We start from the raw sequence: 21,745 nt of genomic DNA, 5'->3' as shown, positions 1-21,745 counted from the left end.
GTAGCAGCCGCCCCACGGCCGACATGCCCGGCCGGCGCCCGGCAACCTAGGCCTGGAAAGAAGTGCGCTGCGCCAGCGTCGCCGCCAGTTCGGCCGCGCATGCGCGCATGCGCCGCAGATCGTCGCTGAACTGCCTGGCCGTCACGGGATGGCGGTCGCCCGGGTTGAGGACCATGGCGTCGTCGATCAGCGCGTCCTCGTCGAACGGGATGCCCTGGGCCTGGCAGGCCGCCCGCCGCGCCTCGATGGTTTGCTCGACGATGCGGTTGGTCAATCCGTCGCCAAACTGGACCAGCCGCTGATATGTCGGCGCGAAGTCCGGATAGTGCGCATCGCGGTAGGCCAGGTACTGCGCGCGCGCCGCGGCGAATCTCGATACGCCGGCGCCGTCGAGCGGCTTGAAGATGCGCGGATCCGCGGCGCCTTCGATGCCGTTGGAAAGCATGCCGAAGGGATCGCGGGCATTGTTGATCGCGGTCGCCACGCGGCGCATCAGGCAATCGCCGTCATCCGCCGCCTGCGCGCGCAGGCCGCGCCCGGCTTCGTCCTGCTGCAGGCGATACGTCTTGCCCCGGATCAGGTAGAACAGGTTGCGATACGTGAGGTTCTCGCCTGAGAACTCCAGCGCCGTCGCGGAGCGCCGCAGCGCTTTTTCGATGAGGTCCGCTTCCACACCCGCCATCATCGCGACGTTCGACCGGTCGATCGGGGGCGGCGGCACGTAGGCCTTCCTGCCCGTCGCGGATGGCGCGCCACCGTGGGCGGCCGCGCCATGGCGTCCCAGCGCGGCCCATGCGCCGTGGACCGCGCGATAACCCCGCTGCAGTTCGCGTCCCGTTTGATTCACGCCCGCGTAGACCTTGTCGCAGGCGCTGCCGAGCGCGTCCAGCACGCACGCCAGCGCCCGTCGCAAGGGCGTCGCGGCGGCGGTGGCGGGCGCGGCCGATATCTTTCGCACCACCGCACGTTCCAGCCGCGCGGCGCCTGACTGGCCGTCGTCGCCCATGGAAAACAAACCGGCCGGCGCGGATTGCGTGCGGCGCGTCGCGCCCGGCGTCTCGTTCGATGTAGGCACCGGCGCCTGGTCTGGATCCGACGCCACCACGGCCGCCGCCAGGTGACGCGAGTCGACGCGACTGCCTTGGTGCTTGCCGTCCACCAGCTTGCGGGCCTCGCCGCCGCGCAGGGCGGGCACGAAGCGCCGCTGCGACGCCTTGCGCCGTCCCGGTTGTGCCGAATAAGGCGCGTTGTCCTGGGCGTGAGCGGAAAAATCGGCCAGCAGGCCGGAATGGGCGCCGCCGCTGCTTATGTTATTTACCTGCGTCATGAATGGGCCTCGCGGTGTCAATGTGGTAAAGGGAGTTCATCAGGCGCGCCGTGGGGGGCACGATCAGGCTGGTAACCCGGCCGCCGGTTTCGTTGGCGCGTACGGTGAAAGTCAGATGGATTTCCCTATCGGGGCGGGGGGTCTCCAGGCAGGCCACGATGTCCAGCCGGTAACCGCCTTGCGCCATTTCGCTGACGTCGAAATGGATGTGGCGCACCGACGCCGGTTCCGGGATGCGCGACCAGCGCCAGGCTTCCGGCATATCGCGCGCGCTTTGCACGAAATCCACCACGCCCTGGGACAGCGCGGACATCAAACGCGTCAGGGCGATGTCCGCCCCGCTGCCCAGGCCAGCCAGTTTCGCCAATGCGCGGTCCAGGGATGGCGCGGACTGCCGCCGCACGTCGTCGCCCAGCGCGGCGATGCGGGGATCGGCGGACGGATCCGGCGCATGACCGTTCACCCTCAGGGAAAGCTCGCCGCGCCGATACGCCGCGTCATGGAAGTGCTTGTCCACCGCGACGTCATGAAACGCCCCCTGGACTGGCGCCTGCAGGGTGTGCAATTTTGCCGGTGGCGGCAGCGCCATCCGCATCCCCAGCGCCGCCAGCAGGCGTGCGCGGTGCATCGATCCGAACAAGGGCAAGGCCAAGCCGAACGCCGGCTCATACCTGAAGCCGAAGAACGGCGCGATGTCGGCCAGGCACCGCGGGTTCCAGTAAGGGTCGCCCGCAGCCGCGAAACCCGACGCGGAATCTTCGGCACGTATTCCTGAATGTCCTCCCAGGCGCTGCAGGACCGATATTGCCGTGTCGACGGTTGCCAGCGCACCCGAATCCGCGCCGGCCCGCCCCCCTTCCCCGTGCATCGCGGCCCGGCGCACCTGCCGCAGGGCGCCGAGCAGTCCGCTGGCGTGGCGCCGGGTTTCGGCCCATGGCAGCGGCGCGGCGTCATCGTCGCGGACCCGCATCAAGCCGAGCATCAACCCGATTTCGCGATCCATCGGGGATGCCGCGAGCGCGGCGTCGTGCGCACGGCCGTCACCGAATGCCGACTTGATGTCGCGCCGCGCCATATCGGCGAGCGCGATCCCCACGATAGCGCTGGTGAAGGAATGGGGCGCGAGCAGAGGGTCGAGCAGCAAATCGGACAGCCGCGCCAGGCGGGCGGCGACGGCGGCATCAGCCAGCGCCAGCCGCCGCCGCGCTTCATACAGCCGCGCGGCAGGGTCCAGCGACAGGGCCGCCGCGACCCGGGGATGGTCGCTGCGCAGCAGATCGGCGAAAGCCGCGTCGTCCAGCATGCCCAGCGTAGCCTGGCCCATCCCGATGCCGGGCTCGCCCGGCATGCGCAGGCTGCCCGCGGCCCGCAGGATGGCCGCATCGACGCCGGGGTCCTGTCGCCAATCCGGCGCCATCGACGCGCGCAGCGCGAATCTTTCGCACTGCGCCAAGGCATCGCTGAGCGTCAGCAGCGCGTGGGCGGTGCCGATGCGCCTGTCCTGGTGCACGGCCGCATCCAGGGTGGACCGGGCCGCCAGGACGGCATCGCGCAATTCGTGCAGCCTGGCCCCGCAGGCACGTTGCAGCAGCGAGGACAGATGCGCGTGCTCGTCGCCGGACCAGAGGTCCAGATGCCCGTACATGGCGAGCAGGCGATCCGTGTCCAGGCGTTCCAGCAAGGCCCCCGCAGTGCGCGGCGGCATCATCATGACCGCGCGGGCATAGTGCCTTTCCGTTGCGCGCTCCGCCTGGACCTGTTCATCCAGGCCGTCCTGGTAGTCGGGAGCCAGGTATACCCAGCCCAGCGACAGCAGCAGGCCACGGATGTCATGCCATTCGCGATTCGCGACTTCGGCCGTGCGAACGCCGGGACGCGTGGCGTTTTCCAGCTTGTGGATGGTGTGCGCGATCCTGCGCTCGATGGTCGCGACGACGTGCGTGCGGACGGCTTCCTGCACCAGGCCGGTGTCCAGGTGATCCGGATAATCCTCGGCGGGCACGTCGCGCAGCGTGTCATGGATCGCCGTTTCCAGCAGGTAGCGCGCCATGCGCGCATGCGGCGGCACTTGGGGCGCCAACACGGTGCAAAACACGCGGGTGGAGGCATGGGACAAGGACTCCAGTCCCGCCTGCATGTGCTCGACGGGCGGCAGACGTTCCTTGCATGCCGCTTCCCGCACGCCGTGGTCCAGCGAAGACCAGGCCTTGGCGATGACGCGCGGGTCCGGTTGCGGCTGGTCCAGGGAACCGGCCAGCATCCCCAGCGACGCGCCGACGCTGTCGCGCGCAAGCGCCGTCAGGCAGGCGCGCTTGAGGACCTCGATGATGCCCTGGCCGTCCTGGCGATTGGTTTCGTTCATGGCGGCGAACAGCGACACGGCGCCCGCCAGCTCGTTCAAGCGGTTGAAGATCACCAGCACGTCCTCGCGCGGCGCCCGGTTGACGTACGCGTCGACGAAAGGCTGTGCGATGCGTTCCAGCGAAGCGCCCAGCTTCTGCGTCACGACGATGCCCATGAGCTGGTGCAGCGCGTCCTTGGGCAGGGGCAGGTTCTTGTCCCGCCCCGCCGCCAGCGTATCCAGCAGGGTATAGATCACCCTGCTGATCTTCCGCGCCTTGCGGTTCATGTCCGCCTTGCGCGCCCCCTGGTCGGGGATGCCGTGGAAGGACAGCATCATGCTGTCGCGCGCGGCCTGAAGGACGGCGCCCAGGCGTTTACGGGTCCCCGCCCGCTTCAGATTGGGGCGCGCGGTGAAATCCGAGCCGCGCGGACTGTCCTGCGCGATCTGGCTAGGGAGTGTTACTGGAACGGAAGTCCCGTGGATGGCGGCCATCGCTAGTCTGCCTGTATGTGGTGGGTGCCGCGTCGGGCGAAGGAAAACTCACTGGGAAGGGCGCGAGCGCCACGGCGGCATGGCTGCCGATGGCGGCGGCGCGGGCCGTGGCGCCGGACTTTGGGGGAGAATCGATGCTTGAAACTTGTTGCCGATTGTTCAGGCCATAACCTTCAAAAGGCAAATCTTTTGGATTAGGATTTTTGTTGATCCAGATCGACCCCAAGGAAGCCATCTTGAACGATCACGCAAACGCCACCATCGCCGCCCGGGAAAACGCAGCCGGTTCCGCCTACCCGAACCCGGAACAGGACCGTTCGTCGCTGACCCGGGAGGCCCTGAAACGGGCCTTCCTGGATCACCTGCTGTATACCCAGGGCAAATCGCTGGATATCGCGTCAAAAAACGACCTGTATCAGTCGCTTGCCCACACCGTGCGCGATCGCCTGGTTCCGTCATGGTTCGATACTGCCGCTACTTATCAGAAACGCAACGCCCGTACAGTGGCGTATCTGTCGGCTGAGTTCCTCATGGGTCCCTATTTAGGGAACAATCTGCTCAGTCTGGGCATTTCGCATGAAATCCGCCTGGCCATGAGCGAGCTCGGGCTCGATCTGGACGAATTGCTGCGGCAGGAAGAAGAACCCGGCCTGGGCAACGGCGGCCTGGGGCGCCTGGCCGCCTGTTTCATCGAGTCGCTGGCCACGCTGGAAGTGCCGGCCATCGGCTACGGCATCCGCTACGAGTACGGGATCTTCTACCAGACCATCATGGACGGCTGGCAGGTGGAGAACACCGATGCCTGGCTGCGCTACGGCAATCCCTGGGAAATCCAGCACGCCGAATGGGCGGTGCAGGTCAAGCTGGGCGGACATACCGAGCAGTACACCGACGACAGCGGCCGTTTCCGCGTGCGCTGGGTGCCCGAAAAGACCGTGGCCGGCGTGCCCTTCGACACCCCTATCCCGGGCTATCGGGTCGGTACGACCAACACGCTGCGGCTATGGCGCGCGGAAGCCACGGAATCCTTCGATTTCCACGTGTTCAACCGCGGCGACTACCTGGGGGCGGTCAGCAAGAAGGTCACGTCGGAAAACCTGAGCAAGGTGCTGTATCCGAATGACGAGAGCCTGCAGGGCAAGGAATTGCGGCTGGAGCAGCAGTATTTCTTCGTTTCATGCTCGCTGCAGGACATGTTGCGCCTGCAGCAGCACCGCGGGCAATCCGTCACGTCCTTCCACAAGTCGTTCGCCGTCCAGTTGAACGATACCCACCCCGCCATCGGCGTGGCCGAGCTGATGCGCCTGCTGGTGGATGAACATCTGGTGCCCTGGGAGCGCGCCTGGGACATCACCCGCCAGACCTTCTCCTATACCAACCACACCCTGCTGCCCGAGGCCCTGGAGCGGTGGCCGCTGGACCTGTTCCGCCGCGTGCTGCCCCGCCACCTGGAAATCATCTATGAAATCAATGCGCGGTTCCTGAACGAAGCGCGCATTCACTTCTTCGGCGACGAAACCCGTATCGCGCGCCTGTCGCTGATCGACGAATCGGGCGAGCGCTACGTGCGCATGGCGCATCTGGCCTGCGTGGGCAGCCACGCGATCAATGGCGTGGCCAACCTGCATTCGGAGCTGCTGAAGCGGGATCTGCTCAAGGACTTCTACGCCATGTGGCCGGAGAAATTCCAGAGCATGACCAATGGCGTCACGCCGCGGCGCTGGGTGGCATTGAGCAATCCGCGCCTGACCAAGCTGATCACGCGCTGCATCGGCGACGAATGGGTCAAGGACTGGTCGCTGATTTCCAATATCGAACCTTACGCGGACGACCCGGCCTTCGGCAGCGAGTGGCGCGCCATCAAGCGCGCCAACAAGGTCGACCTGGCCGCCGTGATCCTGCGCAAGACGGGCATACGCGTCGACCCGGACTCGATGTTCGACGTGCAGGTCAAGCGGATCCACGAATACAAAAGGCAGCACCTGTCGGCGCTCCATATCGCGGCGCTCTACCACCGGCTGAAATCGCAACGCAACCTGGATATCGTGCCACGCACCTTCATCTTCGGCGGCAAGGCGGCGCCCGGTTACGCGCGCGCCAAGTTGATGATCAAGCTGATCACGGCGATCGGCGACGTCGTCAACAACGACCCCGACGTGCGTGACCGCCTGAAGGTGGTCTTCCTGCCGAACTACAGCGTGACGCTGGGGCAGAAGGTGTATCCGGCCGCGGAGCTGTCGGAGCAGATTTCCCTGGCCGGCAAGGAGGCCTCCGGCACCGGCAATATGAAATTCGCGATGAACGGCGCGCTGACCATAGGCACCATGGACGGCGCCAATATCGAAATCCGCGAAGAAGTCGGCGAAGACGAGTTCTTCCTGTTCGGCCTGACGGCCGAAGAGGTCTACACCCTGCGACGCGAGGGCTATTACCCGCAGGACTACCTGGCGCGCGATCCCGAGCTGGGCTCGGTCCTGGAGCTTATCGGTTCGGGCTTCTTCTCGCGCGGCGACAGCGAGCTGTTCGCCCCCTTGGTGGACGACCTGCTGAACCACGATCCTTACATGCTGCTGGCGGACTACAGCTCCTATGCCGCCTGCCAGGCCCGCGTGGACGACGCCTACCGGGATACCCAGGGCTGGACCCGCATGTCGGTGCTGAATACGTCCCGGACCGGCAAGTTCTCGTCGGACCGCGCCATCCGCGAGTATTGCGAGCGCATCTGGAAGGCGCACGCGGTGCCGGTGGAAAGGATGTACGCGCGGTGAGTTGCAATCGGTAGGGGAATGTCGCCGTTGTTTGAATTGTTGTGGCGAATAATGGGTCCGTTGTGGTCGGCAGAGCAGCCGCGCCGCTTCCCTAACCACGGCGGGCCGGGCCCGCGCTCTTCATACCACGCTGGGAGATAAAGCAATGAACCGTAGAAAATTCGTCACTCTGCCGGCCGCACTGATGCTGGCTTCGGCGCTGGCGGCATGCAGCACGACCGGTCCCAACTCCTCGGCCACGCCGAGCGCCAAACGGCAGGAAATCAATAGCGGCGTGGACGCCACGCTGAGCCGCCTTTACAGCACGGTGAAGGGCTCCCGTGAAATGGCCAACAATGCCAAGGGCATCCTGGTCTTCCCCAACGTCCTGCAAGCCGGCTTCGTCGTCGGCGGCCAGTATGGCGAAGGCGCGCTGCGTGTGGGCAATGCGACCAGCGGCTACTACAGCATGGCATCCGGTTCGATCGGCTGGCAAGCCGGCGCCCAGTCGCGCGCCGTCGTCATCATGTTCATGACGCAGGAAGAACTGAACAAGTTCCGCGACAGCAAGGGCTGGAGCGCGGGCGCGGATGCGTCCGTGGCGGTGGCCAAGATCGGCGCGAATGGCGCGGTGGACACCAATACCGCGAAGCAGTCCGTGGTGGCTTTCTTCCTGACGAACGCCGGCCTGATGGCTGACCTGTCGATCCAGGGCACGAAGGTGACGAAGCTGGACCTGTAAGGCACACGCCTGGCAGCAAGGCTACGCAGGAAAACGGCGGCCGTAGGGGCCAGCGCGGCCGGGTTCAAACCGGGATGCGCTGCACCACGGTCGCCGGTTCATTTTCGGTGTTGGTGGCGTCCACGCAATCGAACTGGATGTCGCTGTCGTCCGCGGCGCCGCGCTTGCGGCGCGGACCGGGAACGTCGGCGAAGGCCGTGGCCATATCGACATGGGCGACATGGCCGACATGGCCGACCTGGGCGACATCGGCGGTGCCACGGTCGCAGCGTGGACCCTGGGCGTTCGTGGCATGATCCGCGAACGTGTGGCTGGCGCAAGCCCCCGCGAACCGGGCAGGCGTGATAACCGTCATCCGACCTTCTCCTCATGCCACCGGAATGGCGAAAGGGCGAAAGTCTAGGCAGGCGTTCCCCGCGCGCCGGGCAGGCGCGCGGATTATCGGACGGATTAACCGTGGCAGGTCGGCTGCGGAGCGGCTTACCGGCGCGCCAGGGCGTCCAGCGCGTCGTGCGTCAGCGTCAGGCCGCGGCTGGCCATCGCGCAGGTGACGCGCAGCGCCGCGCGCAGCTCGCTTTCCTGGACCACCGCCTGCGTATCCCCCGGGGACAGGATATTGTTGACCGCCGAATCGGGACGGTCGAAACCGGCCACCAGCCGCATGGCGGGAATGCCGTGCGCCGCGAAGTTGGCGTGATCCGAGTTCGACATGAACGGCAGATAGGTCGCCACGGGCACGCCGGCATCGGCGCCCGCGTCGGCGACGAACCCCGCCAGCGCGGGGAATTCGCTGATCAGGGCCGTCAGCGTGCTATCCCCGCCCACGGTATCCAGATTGATGTTGAGCTTCAGCGATCGGCGCTCGGCGGGGTCCATGTCGTCCAGATACCGCTTGGAACCCGCCAGGGCCCATTCCTCGGCGGTGAACAGGCAGACGCGCAGGCCGTGGGTGTGCGCCGACACGCAGGGCGCCAGCGCGCGGGCCGCGGCCAGCGCCACCGCGACGCCGGAGGCGTTGTCCAGGGCGCTGGTGCCCAGGTCATGGCCGTCCATGTGCGCGCTGATGACGATATAGCTGCCCGTGCCGCCGGGAATGTCCAGGATGGCGAGGTCCGCCATCGAGGTTTCGTCTTCCTGGCCTTCGACGTGCAGGCGCACTCGCGCGGGCTGGGCGCCCGCCGCCGCGCGGGCAAGCACCAGGCAGGTGGCGTTGTCCAGGTAGGCGGCGGGTATCCCCGGGGCGTTGCGAGGCCGCCCGGAAGAGCCCGACAGCACGCCGCCGCCGGGCAAGGGGTTGGCGATCAGGAAGGCCAGCGCGCCCCGCTCCACCGCCAGGTCATACTTGCGCCGGCGATGCATGTGGTCGGTGGTGAAGGGATACTCATGGCGCACCAGCACGACCTTGCCGCGCACCGCGTCACCGGCGCGGTCGAAATCTTCCCGGCGGCCCTGGCCGAGATCGATCAGTTCGCCTTCCACGCCGTCCGGCGGCGTGGAGACGGACCGCAGCAGCGCGCGGCAGGTGAGCGGCCCGTCATGGCCGGCCAGCGCGAGGCTGACGCCGCCGGCGCGCCAGCCGTCATACGGCACTTGCACGCGCTGCGCGCTGCCGCCGGTCTGCCGCATGCGGCTCAGCGCCCAGCCGATCGCGGCCGTGTCCTCTCCGCTGCCGGACAACCGGCCGCCGAAGGCGCAGATCGCGTGGAAATCTTCCATCAACGCGGCATCGGCCGCGGCATCGTCCAACCAGGAATTCATGCTGGCGATTCCTTATTCGAACGTGATGTTGGCGCGCTTGACGACGTCCTGCCAGCGCGCGAAATCGGCGGTGAGCAGGCTCTTCAGGGCTGCGGCGCTGGTGTCCGGCGGCAGGTTGACGCCCACGCTGTTCAGGCGCGATTGCACCTTGGCGGACTGCATGACCTTGGTCATGGCGGCGCTCAGCTTTTCCAGGACCGGCGCCGGCGTGCGCGACGGCGCGACCAGGCCCCACCAGCTCTGCACGGTCATGTTGGGGACACCCGCCTCGTCAAAGGTGGGTACGTCAGGCGTTTCCTTTTGCCGCTGCGGCGCCGACACGGCGATGGGGCGGATCTTGCCGCCCTGGTACAGCGCGGTGGCGGTGGGCATCGTGGTAAAGCTGGTTTCGATCTGGCCGCCGGCCAGGTCGTTGACCGACGCCGACGCGCCCTTGTAGGGAATGTGGACCAGCTTGGTGTCGGTGTTCAGCATGAACAGCGCGGCCATCAGGTGGGTCAGCGAACCGTTGCCGCCGGAGCCGATGGAGATGGTGCCCGGCTTGGCGCGCGCGGCGTCGACCAGGTCCTTCACCGTCTTGACGGGGAAGGACGGGTTGACGAACAGGTACATGGGCGAAAGACCCAGCAGGGACACCGGCACGAAATCGGTCTGGGCGTTGTACTTGATGCGGTCGCCATAGAGGGCGGGCACGATGGTGAAGGGCACGTCGGCCAGCAGCAGCGTATAGCCGTCCGGCTTTTCGTTGGCCACGTAGGCGGTGCCTATCATCGAACCGGCGCCGGCGCGGTTCTCGACGATGACGGACTGGCCGAGTTCGGCGCTGAGTTCATCGCTGATGGCGCGGGCGATGACGTCGGAGCTGCCGCCCGCCGTGTAGGGCACGATGACCTTGATGGGCTGTTCGGGATAGGCGGCGCCGGCCGGCGCGACGGACGCCGCGGCCAGGACGGCGGCGACGCAGGTGGATTTCAAGAATTTCATATTGATGCCCCGCGGCAAAGAAACGTTACTTTTGGGGGATTCTGAAAGACGGGCGGCGATCCGGCAAGGGAAGTATGAGCATGAGGTATTCCAAAGTGGAATGGCCTCGCTGTGGCGCCCGGCTTCGCGGCGCCCGCCGTTCAGCGCAGGCCCGCCAGGCTGTCGTTCAAGGAGGCCGTGCGAGCGACTATCCATTCGCACCAGGCGTCCAGGTAGGGACCGCCCACATCGGGCCGTGGCCGCATCAGGTAGTACGCGTAGCGGCCTTCGACCGACTCGCCGAAGGGCCGCTGCAACTCGCCGGCGCGCAGGGCCCCGGCCACCATGCAAAGCGGAGCGATCGCCACGCCCAGGCCGTTGAGCACCGCGGGCATCAGGATGGAAAAACCTTCGTACTCGGGCGCGCTGGCGGCGGGGCCCGGCCACCCCGGCGCCATATCGGCCTTCCATTCGTCCCAGCCGTAGCCGCGCTGGGCCCGCTTCAGCAGGGGCACGGCGGCCAGGTCCTCCACGCCGCGCACGGGGTGGCGCGCGAACAGCGAGGGTGCGCCGACCAGGGCCATTTCGCGCCCGCACAGGTATTCCGTGGTCATGCCGGCCATGTGGCCGGTATGCAGCTGGATCTCGGCGTCGAAGCGTTCCGCCTTGTCGCGCCCGTAGAGCAGGCGCGGGCGCAGATTGATGCGGACTTCAGGATGGGCGTCGAAGAACTCGCGCAGTCCCGGAATCAGGCAGAACTGGGCGAAGGACGGGGATACGGCGATGTTCAGGGCGACCCGGGCGTCGGGACGGGCCACCACGGCGTCGGCCTCGTCCAGCAAACGCACGGCGGCGCTGACGCGCTCCAGGTATAGCGCGCCCGCATGGGTCAGCCGCAAGCCCGTGGCGGTGCGCTTGAACAGGCTGGTCCCCAGGCGTGTTTCCAGCGCCTGGATGTGCTTGCTGACCGCGCTTTGCGTGAGGTGCAGCTGTTCCGCGGCCCGGCTGAAGTTCAGATGGCGCGCCGCGGCCAGGAAGATCCGCAGCGACGCCAGCGACAGGCGCGACCCTTTCACCCGCTACCCGCCGGCTACGCCGCCGAGACGGACGCCGACGGCCGGGCCGCGGCACGCGGCGCGTGCGAAGCGCGCTCGGCCGCCATGGCGGCCGCATCCGCGAGCGCGGGCTTCTGGCCGGCCCAGGTGCATTCGCTGTCGACGGCGTCGCCACGGCCGCTGAGCAGCGGGCAGCGGCCGAAGATCTCGGCCGCCCAGTCCGTGAACGCGCGCACCTTGGGCGACAGGTGGCGGTTGTGCGGATAGACCACGGAAATCGGCATGGGCTTGGGTTTCCAGGCCGGCAGGACTTCCTTCAGGGCGCCGCTCTGCAGATGGGGCAAGGCCATGTAGCGCGGCGGCTGGATCAGGCCGAAGCCCTGCAGCCCGCAGGCCATATAGGCATCGGCGTCGTTCACCGACACGACGCCGCGCATTTTGACTTCCACGGCTTCGTTGTCAACCATGAAATCCCAGTCGATGACGCGGCCGGTGCGGCTTGAGAAATAATGCACGGCGACGTGGTCCGCCAGGTCTTCCAGCGTCTGCGGTTCGCCGTGCGACGCAATGTAGTCCGGCGCGCCGCAGGTGATGCCTTCGAACATGCCGATGCGGCGCGCGACCATGCTGGAATCCTTGAGTTCGCCGACGCGGATCACGCAGTCGACGGCTTCCTGCACCAGGTCCACCGGGCGGTCGCCCATGCCGATCACCAGCTCGATGTCGGGGTATCGCTCGTGGAATTCGCACAGCGACGGGATCAGGATCAGCCGGCCGATGGCGGCGGGCGTATCGATGCGCAGCTTGCCGCGCGGACGCCTGGATGCGTCCATGAACGCCGCTTCGGCTTCCTCGACGTCGGCCAGGATGCGGACGCAGCGTTCATAATAGGCCGCGCCGTCGGGCGTCAGGCTGAGCCGCCGCGTGGTGCGGTTCAACAACCGCACGTTCAGCAGTTTTTCAAGATTCTGGATAATCGTGGTGACGGTGGTGCGCGGCAGTGCCAAGTGATCCGCGGCGCGGGTGAAGCTGTTCGCGTCGACGACCCTGACGAATACCTGCATGGCCTGAAAACGATCCATGGATGGCCTCGAGGGAATCTGGTGTGACGGCATTATGAACAAATAATTGTTCGAACTCGCCGAATAGAGTTGTTCGAGTATAGATATTTATTCGGCCAGACAAAACAGCCAGAATGCCGTCATTCCGATTAATTCGGTGGAATTGGCCAGACCGGCCGCCGGCTCCCCGGCGGCCCGCTTCCCCAGCCCTCCGTCACGGACGCGCGCCGCGCCAGACCGGTTTTCGCCAAGGACCGGCCGGCCGGCAAGCCACGCCCAGGCGTGGACAACGATAAAAACCAGCGTCAGGGCGGCACCAGCCGCCAACCGGGCATCGCCAGCCCGGTTTCCGTGATCCGCGCCGCCGTCGCGCACCGGGGATTCGTTCGCCACGTCCGCCGTATCCCTAAGAAAGAGGATCCACATGTCTGTGTTGCGCAGTCGCTACGCATTGGCGGCCACCTTCGCCGTTGTCATCGCCATCGCCGGCGGTATCGTCCTGGTCCGGGGCCATGGGACCAACACCGCCACGGCGGCCGGCGCCCCGCCCGCGGCGCCCGTGGACGTCGCCGAGGTCGTGGAACGCTCCATCACGGACTGGCAGAGCTATTCCGGACGCCTGGAAGCCGTCGACCGCGTGGAAATCCGCCCGCGCGTGTCCGGCACCCTGGTGGCCGTGCACTTCAAGGACGGCAGCCTGGTGCGCAAGGGCGACGAGCTCTTCACCATCGACCCCCTGCCCTACCAGGCCGAGGTCGACCGCGCGGAAGCCAACCTGGCCGGCGCCAAGGCCCGCGTGGCCTATACGTCGTCCGAGCAGGCCCGGGCGCAGAGGCTGATCGCCGACAACGCCATCGCCCGCCGCGACTTCGAACAGAAGCAGAACGATGCGCGCGAAGCCGCCGCCAACCTGAAGGCGGCCCAGGCGGCGCTGGAAATCGCCCGCCTGAACCTGGGCTACACGCACATCGTGGCGCCCGTGTCGGGCCGCGTCTCGCGCGCCGAAGTGACGGTGGGCAACCTGGTCGCCGCCGGCGCGGCGTCCACGCCGCTGACGACGCTGGTGTCCGTGGATCCCATGTACGCGTCCTTCGACGTCGACGAACAGAGCTTCCTGAAGTACGTCAACCCGGCGCGCACGGGCAAGGGCGCGCCGGTGCCGGTGTTCATGGGCCTGGCCAATGAAGACGGCTATTCGCGCCGCGGCAACGTCCAGTACGTCGACAACCGGCTGGACACCGGCTCCGGCACGATCCGCGTGCGCGCCACCTTCGAAAACGGCGACGGCACCCTGGTGCCCGGGCTGTATGCCCGCATCCGCCTGGGCGGCGGCAACCCGCACAACGCCATCCTGATCGACGAACGCGCGCTGGGCACCGACCAGAGCAAGCGCTTCGTCATGGTGGTGGACGGCCAGAACCACGTGCAGTACCGCGAGGTGCAGCTGGGCGCGTCGCAGGACGGCCTGCGCGTCATCACCGCCGGCCTGAAGCCGGGCGAACACATCGTCGTCAACGGCCTGCAGCGCGTGCGTCCCGGCGATGCCGTCGCGCCCACCGTCGTGCCGATGGCGGGACTGGAGTCCGCGATGCGTACCAGCCAGACCAAGACGCCCGCCGACCCCGCCTGACCTGATTCGCTTTCGAGAGCGTCATGAACATATCCAAATTCTTCATCGACCGCCCGATCTTCGCGGGCGTGCTGTCGGTGCTGGTACTGCTGGCCGGGATACTGGCCATGTTCCAGCTGCCGATATCCGAGTATCCGGAAGTCGTGCCGCCATCCGTGGTGGTGCACGCGCAATATCCCGGCGCGAACCCGAAGGTGATCGCCGAAACCGTGGCCGCGCCGCTGGAAGAGCAGATCAACGGCGTCGAGAACATGCTGTACATGCAGGCGCAGGCCAACAGCGACGGCAACATGACGCTGACGGTCTACTTCAAGCTGGGCGTGGACCCGGACAAGGCGCAGCAGCTGGTGCAGAACCGCGTGTCGCAGGCGCTCCCGCGCCTGCCCGACGACGTGCAGCGCCTGGGCGTGACCACCGCCAAGAGCTCGCCCACGCTGACGCTGGTCGTGCACCTGATCTCGCCGGACAACCGCTATGACATGACGTACCTGCGCAACTACGCGGTGCTGAACGTCAAGGACCGGCTGTCGCGCATCACCGGCGTGGGCGACGTGCAGCTGTGGGGCTCGGGCGACTATTCCATGCGCATCTGGCTGGATCCGCAGAAGGTGGCGCAACTGGGCATGACGGCCACCGACGTGGTCAACGCGATCCGCGAGCAGAACGTGCAGGTGGCGGCCGGCGTGATCGGCCAGTCGCCCACGATGTCCAACGTGCCCCTGCAGTTGAACGTCAACACGCAGGGCCGGCTGGCCAGCGAAGAGGAGTTCAAGAACATCATCCTGAAGACCTCGCCGGATGGCGGCGTGGTGCGCCTGTCGGACGTGGCGCGCGTCGAGCTGGATGCCGCCGAATACGGCTTGCGTTCCCTGCTGGACAACAAGCCCGCCGTCGCGCTGGGCATCATGCAGGCGCCGGGCGCCAACGCGCTGGACGTGTCCGCGCAGGTGCGCGCCGCCATGAAGGAACTGTCGGCCGACTTCCCGCCGTCGGTGAAGTACGACGTGGTGTACGACCCCACGCAGTTCGTGCGGGCCAGTATCGAAGCGGTGGTGCATACCCTGCTCGAAGCCATCGCCCTGGTCGTGATCGTGGTGATCGTGTTCCTGCAGACCTGGCGCGCGTCGCTGATCCCGCTGCTGGCCGTGCCGGTTTCCATCATCGGGACATTCTCGCTGCTGCTGGCCTTCGGCTATTCGATCAACGCCCTGTCGCTGTTCGGCATGGTGCTGGCCATCGGTATCGTGGTGGACGACGCCATCGTGGTGGTGGAAAACGTCGAGCGGAACATCGCCGCCGGCTTATCGCCGCGCGAGGCCACCTATCGGGCCATGCGCGAGGTCAGCGGGCCCATCATCGCCATCGCCGCGACGCTGGCCGCGGTGTTCGTTCCGCTGGCCTTCATGACCGGCCTGACGGGGCAGTTCTACAAGCAGTTCGCCATGACGATCACGATCTCGACCGTGATCTCGGCCTTCAACTCGCTGACGCTGTCGCCGGCCCTGGCCGCCCTGCTGCTGAAAGGCCATGACGCCAAGCCCGACTGGCTGACGCGGGCGATGAACAAGGTGCTGGGCCGTTTCTTCGCCTGGTTCAACCGTGCGTTCAATCGCGCGTCGGAAGGCTATTCCAGCAATGTCGGCGGCGTCATGAAGCGCAAGTCCGTCAGCCTGGTGGTGTACGCCATCCTGCTGGCCGGCACCGTGGGCATCTCGTACATCGTGCCCGGCGGTTTCGTGCCCGCGCAGGACAAGCAATACCTGGTGGGCTTCGCCCAGTTGCCGACCGGCGCGTCGCTGGACCGCACGGAAGACGTGATCCGCCGCATGGGCGACATCGCCATGAAGGAACCGGGCGTCGACCATGCCGTGTCCTTCCCCGGCCTTTCGATCAACGGCTTCACCAACAGTTCCAGCGCCGGCATCGTGTTCGTGACGCTCAAGCCGTTCGAGGAGCGCGTTGCCGCCGGCCTGCCCGCCGACAAGATCGCCGCGTCCCTGAACCAGAAGTTCGGCGGAGTGAAGGACGCCTTCATCGCCGTATTCCCGCCCCCGCCCGTGATGGGCCTGGGCACGCTGGGTGGCTTCAAGCTGCAGATCGAGGACCGCGGCGCGCTGGGCTATGAAGCCCTGGATCGCGCCACGCAGGCCTTCGTCGCGGCCGCCGCCAAGGCGCCCGAGCTGGGACCGTCGTTCTCGAACTACCAGATCAACGTGCCGCAGCTGGACGTCGACCTGGACCGCGTCAAGGCCAAGCAATTGGGCGTGCGGGTGACCGACGTGTTCGACACCATGCAGATCTACCTGGGCTCGCTGTACGTGAACGACTTCAACCGGTTCGGCCGCGTATTCCAGGTGCGTGCCCAGGCGGATGCGCCGTTCCGCGCCCGCGCCGAGGACATCGGCCTGCTGAAGACCCGCAACGCCGCCGGGGACATGGTGCCGCTGTCGTCGCTGGTGCGCGTGACGCAGACCTACGGGCCCGAAATGGTGGTCCGCTACAACGGCTACACGGCCGCCGACATCAACGGCGGTCCGGCGCCGGGCTATTCGTCCGACCAGGCCAAGGAAGCGGCGGAACGCATCGCGGCGGAAACCCTGCCGCGCGGCATCAAGTTCGAATGGACCGACCTGACCTACCAGCAGATCCTGGCCGGCAATGCGGGCATCTGGGTGTTCCCCATCAGCGTGCTGCTGGTGTTCCTGGTGCTGGCCGCCATGTACGAAAGCCTGACCTTGCCGCTGGCGGTGATCCTGATCGTGCCCATGAGCATCCTGGCGGCGCTGGCGGGCGTGTGGCTGACACGCGGCGACAACAACATCTTCACGCAGATCGGCCTGATGGTGCTGGTGGGGCTGGCATGCAAGAACGCCATCCTTATCGTGGAATTCGCCCGTGAACTGGAAATGCAGGGCCGCAGCGCCTTCGATGCCGCGGTGGAAGCCTGCCGCCTGCGTCTGCGCCCCATCCTGATGACGTCGATCGCCTTCATCATGGGTGTGGTGCCGCTGGTGTTCTCGTCCGGCGCGGGTTCCGAAATGCGCCATGCCATGGGTATCGCGGTGTTCTTCGGCATGCTGGGGGTGACGCTGTTCGGCCTGTTCCTGACGCCGGTCTTCTACGTGACGCTGCGCAAGCTGTTCCCGGCGCCGCTGCACTCTGCCGGCAAGCATGAAGCGCCGGCGACCGCACCGCATGCATCCGCCCCGGCCCACGGCCATCAACCGGTGCCGGGCGCCGAATAAATCGAACTGGATGACAGACATGAAGTCCCGCACAAAAACCCTGAACCGCTTCGCCCTGTCGATACTGACGGCGACGATACTGGCGGGCTGCTCGCTGACGCCGGATTACCAGCGTCCCGCGGCGCCCGTGACGGCGGCCTTCAAGGAAGCACTGCCGGCCGACCAGGCCGGGCAATGGAAAGCCGCGCAGCCGTCCGAGGCCGTGCTGCGCGGCGAATGGTGGAAAGTGTTCAACGATGAGACGCTGAACGCCCTGGAAAGCCAGGCCGCCGACGCCAACCAGAACCTGAAGGCCGCCGCCGCGCGGCTGACGCAGGCGCGCGCGCTGCAACGGCAGACGCGTTCCGGCCTGTTCCCGGAAGTCACTGCCAACTTCGGCCCGACGCGCCAGCGCGCATCGCCGGCCTCGCAAGGCTTCCCGGATGACGGCCCCGCGACCAGCGCCACGCTGTGGCGCGGCCAGTTGGGCGTGTCGTACGAGGCGGACCTGTTCGGCCGCGTCTCGTCCACCGTCGATGCGGCCACGGCCGACGCGCAGCAAAGCGAGGCCTTGCTGCGCTCCGTGCACCTGGCCCTGCAGGCCGACGTCGCGGAAAACTATTTCATCGTCCGCGAGCTGGATGCGGAGCGGAAGATCTACGACCGCACGCTGGAACTGCGCCAGCAGACGCTGGACCTGGTGGAACGCCGCTACAACGCGGGCGACATCAGCGAACTGGACGTGGCGCGCGCCCGTTCGGAACTGGCATCCGCCCAATCCGAAGCGCTGGGCATCGATCGCCGCCGCGCGCAGTCCGAACATGCGCTCGCCGTGCTGCTGGGCAAGGCGCCGGCGGAATTCGCGCTGCCGGCCAACCCGCTGACGCGCATCGCCATCGACGTGCCGCCGGGCCTGCCGTCGTCGCTGCTGGAGCGCCGCCCCGACATCACCGCCGCAGAACGCGCCATGGCCGCGGCCAACGACCGCATCGGTGCGGCCCGCGCGGCGTTCTTCCCGCAGTTGAACATCACCGGCTACGCGGGCTACGAGTCGTCGGAACTGGGCAACCTGTTCGAATGGTCGAGCCGCACATTCCTGCTGGGGCCGCTGACGGGCGCGATGCTGAGCCTGCCCATCTTCGACGCCGGGCGCCGGCAGGCCGGCCTGGACCGCGCCCGCGCGGTCTACGAGGAAGACGTCGCCAACTACCGGCAGACGGTGCTGGGCGCCTTCCGCGAAGTCGAGGACAACCTGGCGAACCTGCGCATCCTGGGCGAGCAGACCCAGGCGCAGGATCGCGCGGTGCAGTCGTCGGCACGTGCCGCGCAGCTGTCGCACACGCAATACAAGGAAGGGTCGATCAGCTATCTGGACGTGATCGATTCCGACCGTACGGTGCTGACGCAGCAGCGCGTGTCGGTGCAGCTGGACGGCGAACGCGCGCGCTCCACGGTCAACCTGATCCGCGCGCTGGGCGGCGGCTGGGGATCGGATAGCGTGCAGGCGCAACAGGCGGCCGCATCACCGGCGAATTCGCCTACCAAGGCGCCTACCAATGCGCCGGCCAACGCGGCGGCGGATGCGGCGCCTTCCGGCACGCCGGCGGGCCAGCCCGTGGCGCAGCGTTGAGGCGAATGGCAAACTGGGGCATTCCCATGCTCCCGGTTTGCCATGACGCTTCCTTCATCTTCAGTCCGGCTTTTCTTCGCGCTGTGGCCCGACCCGGCGACGGTGCGCGCGCTGAACGACTGGGCGGCGCGTGCCCACGCACGCTGCGGCGGGCGCATCATGCGGCCGGATACCCTCCATCTGACGCTCGGCTTCCTGGGTGAAACCGCCCCGGAACTGCTGCAGCGGCTGGCCCGTGAAACCGAGACGCGCCGCATCGAGCCGGGCGCGGTCGTGCTGGACCGCTTCGGGGCGTTTCAGCGGCCCCGCATCGTCTGGGCCGGCCCGGGCAACGGCGAGGACGCCGCCGCCGCCGACGACGGCGCGGCGCGGCTCGCGCTGGAACACGGGCGCTTGTGGGAGTGGGTCGCGCCCTTGCATCCGGCACGCCCCGAGACGCGTTTTCGTCCGCATGTCACGCTGCTGCGCAACGCCGACACGAGCGTATTGCCGGACGCGACGCCGCCGCCCATCGAATGGCGCTACGACCGCTACGTCCTGGTGGCGTCCGTGCAGGACGGCGCCGCCAGGTACCGTGTTGTCGCGTCGACGCGGATCTAGCGCGCCCGTGGGGCACAATATCCGACTTCCGTCCACCCTGCGGCGCCCGCCGCCGCACCGGCCCCACCCATGCTCATCCTGATCGATCAAGACGGCGTGCTCGCCGATTTCGAGAACGCCTTTCTGGAGGCCTGGCGCCAGGCCCATCCCGACATCCCCCCGGTGGCATTCCAGGATCGCCGGTCCTTCCACATCCTGGAGGACTACCCGCCCGAACTACGGCCCCTGGCCGAGGCCCTCTACACCGCGCCCGGCTTCATCCGCGGCCTGCCGCCCGTCCCGGGCGCGCTGGAAGCGGTCCGCGAGCTGAGCGAGCTGGGCATGGACGTGCGCATCTGCAGCTCGCCCCTGCGGCAGTACGAAAACTGCGTCGCCGAAAAGTACCAGTGGATCGAACGCCATCTGGGCCGGTCCTGGACCGAAAGGCTGATCCTGACCCGCGACAAGACCCTGGTGCAGGGCGACATCCTGATCGATGATCGCCCGGCCATCGAGGGCGCCGTACGTCCGCGCTGGCGCCATATCGTCTATGACGCCCCCTACAACCGCCACGTCACCGACAAGCCCCGGTTGACCTGGGCCGACTGGCGCAATGTGCTGGGCGGCGAACTGTATCGGGCGGACGGCTAGCCTCATGCTTGCGTCCTGCATCGGCGGCGACGACCGCAACGAAGCAGGCCGGCTGGGGTAAGCTGAGTGGATCGCCAACGGGAGCGACAGGAGACCAGGATGAACCTGTACCGCATGCTCAAGCAACGGGAAGCCGACGGCAAGCCCATACGCATCGCCTTGATCGGCGCGGGCAAGTTCGGCTCCATGTTCCTGAGCCAGGCGCATCGCACTCCGGGCATGCGCCTGGTCGCCGTCGCCGACCTGAAGCCGGCGTCCGCCCGGGCCGCGCTGACCAAGGTGGGCTGGCCCGCCGCCGCCCTGCAGGCCGCGTCCATCGGCGAAGCGTGCCGCAGCGGCAGCGTGTATTGCGCCGAAGACGCGCTGGCCATCATCGCGCATCCCGAGATCGACGTCGTCATCGACGCCTGCGGCAGCGCGGCGGCCGGCATCCGCCATGGACTGGCCTGCTGCGAACACGGCAAGCACATCATCATGGTCAATGTGGAAGCCGACGCCCTGGCCGGCCCGCTGCTGGCGCGCCGCGCGCGCGAGGCGGGCATCGTGTATTCGCTGGCCTATGGCGACCAGCCGGCGCTGATCTGCGAAATGGTCGACTGGGCGCGCGCCAGCGGCTTCGAAGTGATCGCCGCCGGCAAAGGCACCAAGTATCTGCCGGCCTTCCACACCTCCACGCCGGACACGGTGTGGCCGTATTACGGCTTCACGCCGGAAATGGTGGCCGCCGGCGACTTCAACGCGCAGATGTTCAACAGCTTCCTGGACGGCACCAAGAGCGCCATCGAAATGGCCGCGGTATCGAATTCCACCGGACTGCTGCCGGCGCCGTCCGGCCTGCATTTCCCGCCTTGCGGCGTCGACGACCTGGCCCGCGTGCTGCGGCCGCGCGACGACGGCGGCACCCTGCATCACCGTGGCCAGGTGGAAGTCGTTTCTTCCCTTGAACGCGATGGCCGTCCGGTCTACCGCGACCTGCGCTGGGGCGTCTACGTGGTGATCGCCGCCGACAGCGATTACGTGCGCCGGTGCTTCAAGGAATATGGCGTGGTGACCGATCCCACGGGCAACTATTCGGCGATGTACAAGCCCTATCACCTGATGGGCATGGAACTGGGCATCAGCGTGGCCAACGTCGCGCTGCGGCGCGAACCCACGGGCGCGCCCACCGGCTGGCACGGCGATGTCGTGGCCACGGCCAAGCGCGAGATGAAGCCCGGCCAGGTGCTGGACGGCGAAGGCGGCTATACGGTCTACGGCCGGCTGATGCCGGCGCGCGACTCCGTGGAGGGCGGCTACCTGCCCCTGGGGCTGGCGCACAACGTCAAGCTGAAGAACCCCGTGCGGGCCACGCAGGCGCTGAAATGGTCGGACGTCGAATACGGAGACGGCTACGACGCCCTGCAGTTCCGGCGCGAAATGGAGCAGGGTTATCTCTGAATCCCAGGGGATTCCTTAGGGGGATTCCTTAGGGGATTTCCTCAGGGGATTTTTGCCTTGCGCGTATAAGTCCTTTGTCGCGCGCGGGGTGTTTCCGCGGATGGC

15 protein-coding genes and 1 pseudogene are annotated in these 21,745 nt (G+C 67.3%); 8 read left to right on the top strand and 8 right to left on the bottom strand.

The window, feature by feature from the left end; all coding sequences use genetic code 11:
* Positions 1-46: 46 nt before the first annotated feature.
* Positions 47-1,327 carry a hypothetical protein gene (locus CAL26_RS00940; protein WP_094845086.1) on the bottom strand — a complete coding sequence of 427 codons (1,281 nt, stop codon included), beginning with the start codon at positions 1,325-1,327 and terminating at the stop codon, positions 47-49.
* Positions 1,311-4,163 (bottom strand): hypothetical protein, encoded by a 2,853-nt coding sequence (locus CAL26_RS00935; protein ID WP_143277328.1) that lies wholly within the window; start codon positions 4,161-4,163, stop codon positions 1,311-1,313. The genes CAL26_RS00940 and CAL26_RS00935 overlap by 17 nt, the downstream gene beginning before the upstream one ends.
* A 323-nt stretch (positions 4,164-4,486) precedes the next feature.
* Between CAL26_RS00935 and CAL26_RS00930 the strand changes: the two genes are divergently transcribed.
* A complete protein-coding gene (locus CAL26_RS00930) occupies positions 4,487-6,931 on the top strand; it encodes a glycogen/starch/alpha-glucan phosphorylase (RefSeq protein ID WP_094845952.1) in 2,445 nt (814 codons plus the stop codon).
* A 145-nt stretch (positions 6,932-7,076) separates the two neighbouring features.
* Positions 7,077-7,652, top strand: a complete 576-nt coding sequence (locus CAL26_RS00925) for a BPSL1445 family SYLF domain-containing lipoprotein (RefSeq protein ID WP_094845084.1) — start codon at positions 7,077-7,079, stop codon at positions 7,650-7,652.
* 64 nt (positions 7,653-7,716) lie between these two features.
* Here CAL26_RS00925 and CAL26_RS00920 read toward each other — a convergent pair whose 3' ends face one another.
* From CAL26_RS00920 to CAL26_RS00895, 6 genes and pseudogenes are all read right to left on the bottom strand, one after another.
* Positions 7,717-8,007 (bottom strand): hypothetical protein, encoded by a 291-nt coding sequence (locus CAL26_RS00920; RefSeq protein WP_094845083.1) that lies wholly within the window; start codon positions 8,005-8,007, stop codon positions 7,717-7,719.
* 125 nt (positions 8,008-8,132) lie between these two features.
* Positions 8,133-9,410 (bottom strand): M28 family peptidase, encoded by a 1,278-nt coding sequence (locus tag CAL26_RS00915; RefSeq protein WP_094845082.1) that lies wholly within the window; start codon positions 9,408-9,410, stop codon positions 8,133-8,135.
* A gap of 12 nt (positions 9,411-9,422) precedes the next feature.
* On the bottom strand, positions 9,423-10,394 hold the full coding sequence (locus CAL26_RS00910; protein ID WP_179283197.1) for a Bug family tripartite tricarboxylate transporter substrate binding protein: 972 nt from the start codon (positions 10,392-10,394) through the stop codon (positions 9,423-9,425).
* Positions 10,395-10,534: 140 nt separating this feature from the next.
* Entirely contained in the window at positions 10,535-11,449 is a 915-nt protein-coding gene (locus CAL26_RS00905) for a LysR family transcriptional regulator (protein WP_094845080.1), read from the bottom strand.
* Positions 11,450-11,574: 125 nt separating this feature from the next.
* Positions 11,575-12,510, bottom strand: a pseudogene (locus CAL26_RS00900) (LysR substrate-binding domain-containing protein); the annotation flags it as partial.
* Between the two features lie 87 nt (positions 12,511-12,597).
* On the bottom strand, positions 12,598-12,915 hold the full coding sequence (locus tag CAL26_RS00895; RefSeq protein WP_094845078.1) for a hypothetical protein: 318 nt from the start codon (positions 12,913-12,915) through the stop codon (positions 12,598-12,600).
* Between CAL26_RS00895 and CAL26_RS00890 the strand changes: the two genes are divergently transcribed.
* From CAL26_RS00890 to CAL26_RS00865, 6 genes are all read left to right on the top strand, one after another.
* Positions 12,914-14,119: an efflux RND transporter periplasmic adaptor subunit gene (locus CAL26_RS00890; RefSeq protein WP_086062935.1), complete on the top strand. Its 1,206-nt coding sequence runs from the start codon at positions 12,914-12,916 to the stop codon at positions 14,117-14,119. The genes CAL26_RS00895 and CAL26_RS00890 overlap by 2 nt on opposite strands.
* 23 nt (positions 14,120-14,142) lie before the next feature.
* Positions 14,143-17,364 (top strand): efflux RND transporter permease subunit, encoded by a 3,222-nt coding sequence (locus tag CAL26_RS00885; protein WP_094845077.1) that lies wholly within the window; start codon positions 14,143-14,145, stop codon positions 17,362-17,364.
* A 10-nt stretch (positions 17,365-17,374) separates the two neighbouring features.
* Positions 17,375-18,973, top strand: a complete 1,599-nt coding sequence (locus tag CAL26_RS00880; RefSeq protein ID WP_094845951.1) for an efflux transporter outer membrane subunit — start codon at positions 17,375-17,377, stop codon at positions 18,971-18,973.
* Between the two features lie 42 nt (positions 18,974-19,015).
* A complete protein-coding gene (thpR, locus tag CAL26_RS00875; protein WP_094845076.1) occupies positions 19,016-19,573 on the top strand; it encodes an RNA 2',3'-cyclic phosphodiesterase in 558 nt (185 codons plus the stop codon).
* Positions 19,574-19,642: 69 nt separating this feature from the next.
* Positions 19,643-20,203: a 5'-3'-deoxyribonucleotidase gene (locus CAL26_RS00870; RefSeq protein WP_094845075.1), complete on the top strand. Its 561-nt coding sequence runs from the start codon at positions 19,643-19,645 to the stop codon at positions 20,201-20,203.
* Between the two features lie 99 nt (positions 20,204-20,302).
* Entirely contained in the window at positions 20,303-21,640 is a 1,338-nt protein-coding gene (locus CAL26_RS00865) for an NAD(P)H-dependent oxidoreductase (RefSeq protein ID WP_094845074.1), read from the top strand.
* Positions 21,641-21,745: the final 105 nt, after the last annotated feature.

The organism is Bordetella genomosp. 9 (genome assembly GCF_002261425.1).
Taxonomy (GTDB): domain Bacteria; phylum Pseudomonadota; class Gammaproteobacteria; order Burkholderiales; family Burkholderiaceae_B; genus Bordetella_C.
The sequence above is the reverse complement of the archived record's forward strand: the minus strand, read 5'-3'. Positions and strand labels throughout refer to the sequence as shown.

Excerpts from the sequence above, each read along its gene's own strand:
- CAL26_RS00885 (WP_094845077.1), top strand. The coding sequence starts at position 14,143 with ATGAACATATCCAAATTCTTCATCGACCGCCCGATCTTCGCGGGCGTG.
- CAL26_RS00935 (WP_143277328.1), bottom strand. The coding sequence starts at position 4,163 with ATGGCCGCCATCCACGGGACTTCCGTTCCAGTAACACTCCCTAGCCAG.
- CAL26_RS00890 (WP_086062935.1), top strand. The coding sequence starts at position 12,914 with ATGTCTGTGTTGCGCAGTCGCTACGCATTGGCGGCCACCTTCGCCGTT.
- CAL26_RS00915 (WP_094845082.1), bottom strand. The coding sequence starts at position 9,410 with ATGAATTCCTGGTTGGACGATGCCGCGGCCGATGCCGCGTTGATGGAA.
- CAL26_RS00865 (WP_094845074.1), top strand. The coding sequence starts at position 20,303 with ATGAACCTGTACCGCATGCTCAAGCAACGGGAAGCCGACGGCAAGCCC.
- CAL26_RS00920 (WP_094845083.1), bottom strand. The coding sequence starts at position 8,007 with ATGACGGTTATCACGCCTGCCCGGTTCGCGGGGGCTTGCGCCAGCCAC.
- CAL26_RS00880 (WP_094845951.1), top strand. The coding sequence starts at position 17,375 with ATGACAGACATGAAGTCCCGCACAAAAACCCTGAACCGCTTCGCCCTG.
- thpR (WP_094845076.1), top strand. The coding sequence starts at position 19,016 with ATGACGCTTCCTTCATCTTCAGTCCGGCTTTTCTTCGCGCTGTGGCCC.
- CAL26_RS00925 (WP_094845084.1), top strand. The coding sequence starts at position 7,077 with ATGAACCGTAGAAAATTCGTCACTCTGCCGGCCGCACTGATGCTGGCT.
- CAL26_RS00940 (WP_094845086.1), bottom strand. The coding sequence starts at position 1,327 with ATGACGCAGGTAAATAACATAAGCAGCGGCGGCGCCCATTCCGGCCTG.
- CAL26_RS00870 (WP_094845075.1), top strand. The coding sequence starts at position 19,643 with ATGCTCATCCTGATCGATCAAGACGGCGTGCTCGCCGATTTCGAGAAC.
- CAL26_RS00910 (WP_179283197.1), bottom strand. The coding sequence starts at position 10,394 with ATGAAATTCTTGAAATCCACCTGCGTCGCCGCCGTCCTGGCCGCGGCG.
- CAL26_RS00895 (WP_094845078.1), bottom strand. The coding sequence starts at position 12,915 with ATGTGGATCCTCTTTCTTAGGGATACGGCGGACGTGGCGAACGAATCC.